The sequence below is a fragment of the Gilliamella sp. Imp1-1 genome, assembly GCF_001690415.1.
GTDB lineage: Bacteria > Pseudomonadota > Gammaproteobacteria > Enterobacterales > Orbaceae > Gilliamella > Gilliamella bombi.
The window spans coordinates 1-1,737 of sequence record NZ_LZHK01000116.1; the positions used below are offsets into that span (position 1 = coordinate 1).

Sequence of the window (1,737 nt, forward strand, 5' to 3'; positions counted from 1 at the left end):
GTACTTCATCGACTTGGATTGTTGATGATATGCACATGCGCCTTTTTTAGTATATCATTGGCCATTTTCAGTTCTTTAATCTCTTTTTCTAACGCCATAATCCGCTGTTGCTCAGCGGTTAACTCTCGACGGCTAGTTTTATTCGGGGAAAGTTGCCTAATCCATTTATCTAGGGTTGATTTACCCACACCTAGATGGTTGGCAAGTTCGCTGATAGAAAGGTGTGCATTAGATAACGCATAATCCATTGATTGTTGTTTGAATTCAATACTAAATTTTTTAACCATGATATTTGTCTTCTATGATTTTTGTTTATATCATAGAGGCGACTTTTGTCTACTTTTTTGGCGAGGATCAGTTTTCATCTTTACATTTCTTTACAAAAAAGTCAGCCAAAAAACTAGCCAACTATTTTATAAATGGTTATACTTTTATCGCTGTAGGAAAACAAGCTTATTAAATAAGCGAATAATTATAAAAATTCAAATAAAACAAAATATTACTTGACACGAGGAATGTAATGCATTATCATTTTAGGCACAAGGCACTGGCAAACCTATGTCTTAAATTTATTAAATAATCTTATTCGACGTGTTTTTACACTAAGCTCATTTATACCTTCCAAATTATTTCTCAACGAATTATCGAAATTATCGTTCAAATCACCTAAAACAGCTTTGCTAGTATTAGCATTGTTATTATTGTCATCGTCATGGGATGTACAGGCGAATGGTAAAAAGGCTCGAGCGGGTAATCGTAGTGATGCAATAATAATACCGTCGCCAGTTATCCATTATGCAAGGCCGAATCTATATTTTGGTAAAGGCAAATATGCAGGTCCAGTTGACATATGGAATCAAAATAAAGGCTTTTTAGTACAATCAATCAGTCCTGAATCATACGACCTAAATTTCCCGACCACGGGTGCGCATAATTTATATTTTGATTTACTCATAACTGGAGATATAGAAGAATTGACATGGGAACCAGTCACGCATGAGGGAATCACTGCGACAGTGACAAATGTTGTAGCTCGTGAATGGTGGGTTCCTGATGAGGATAGGGGAGTTGTAGCCCGTGTTAAGCTAACAGGTCCAGAGGCAAAAAATCAATGGTACAATCCTCATCCTAACCTAATTACTAAGCCACAGTTACCGCAGACGTTTGAGTTAGTGGGTAGAGATATATATGGCGTTGAGGTAGTAAAATATGGATTTGTGTTGAGACAGTGGTTCGTCAATCGGGGTGAACAATTGAAAACTTATAGTGACCAGTTAGCATGGTGTAATAGTTTGGGTTATCGTTTGTCACGGGTAAGGGATTTAACCAATGCAGTTTGTTCTGGTTCAGGACGTTGGTGTCAAGACGCAGTAAGCGCCACACCTAGTTCATCAGGTGCTTATTACCAGCGTAACATAGGCGCTGGATTTTTCACGGAGTGGGGCCGCATGCTCTACTACACTGATGCGGGCTTCGTTGGATCGGCTACACTAAATCATACAACTTTTTTAAGGGGTAAGGTAAACTTATCACAACTAAAAAAGGAACAAATATGAATAAGATTAAACGCAAAAGACGAACATTCACAGATGATTTTAAACAGCAAATGGTCAGTCTTTATCAACATGGTAAATCACGTAGTGAAATCGTTGCCGAATATGATTTGACACCATCAGCTTTGGACCATTGGATAACGCAAGCAAGCCAAAGCGGCTCATTTAAAACAAAAGATAATCG

2 protein-coding genes and 1 pseudogene are annotated in these 1,737 nt (G+C 37.8%); 2 read left to right on the top strand and 1 reads right to left on the bottom strand.

Features of this window, described 5'->3' with window-relative positions; all coding sequences use genetic code 11:
- Positions 1-38: 38 nt before the first annotated feature.
- Positions 39-287: pseudogene (locus A9G38_RS09685) on the bottom strand (transposase); the annotation flags it as partial.
- A gap of 405 nt (positions 288-692) precedes the next feature.
- Between A9G38_RS09685 and A9G38_RS09690 the strand changes: the two are divergent.
- A complete protein-coding gene (locus A9G38_RS09690; protein ID WP_176713258.1) occupies positions 693-1,556 on the top strand; it encodes a hypothetical protein in 864 nt (287 codons plus the stop codon).
- Positions 1,553-1,737: transposase (locus A9G38_RS09695; RefSeq protein WP_141671793.1), on the top strand; the 185-nt coding region annotated here is incomplete at its 3' end. The genes A9G38_RS09690 and A9G38_RS09695, both read left to right, overlap by 4 nt.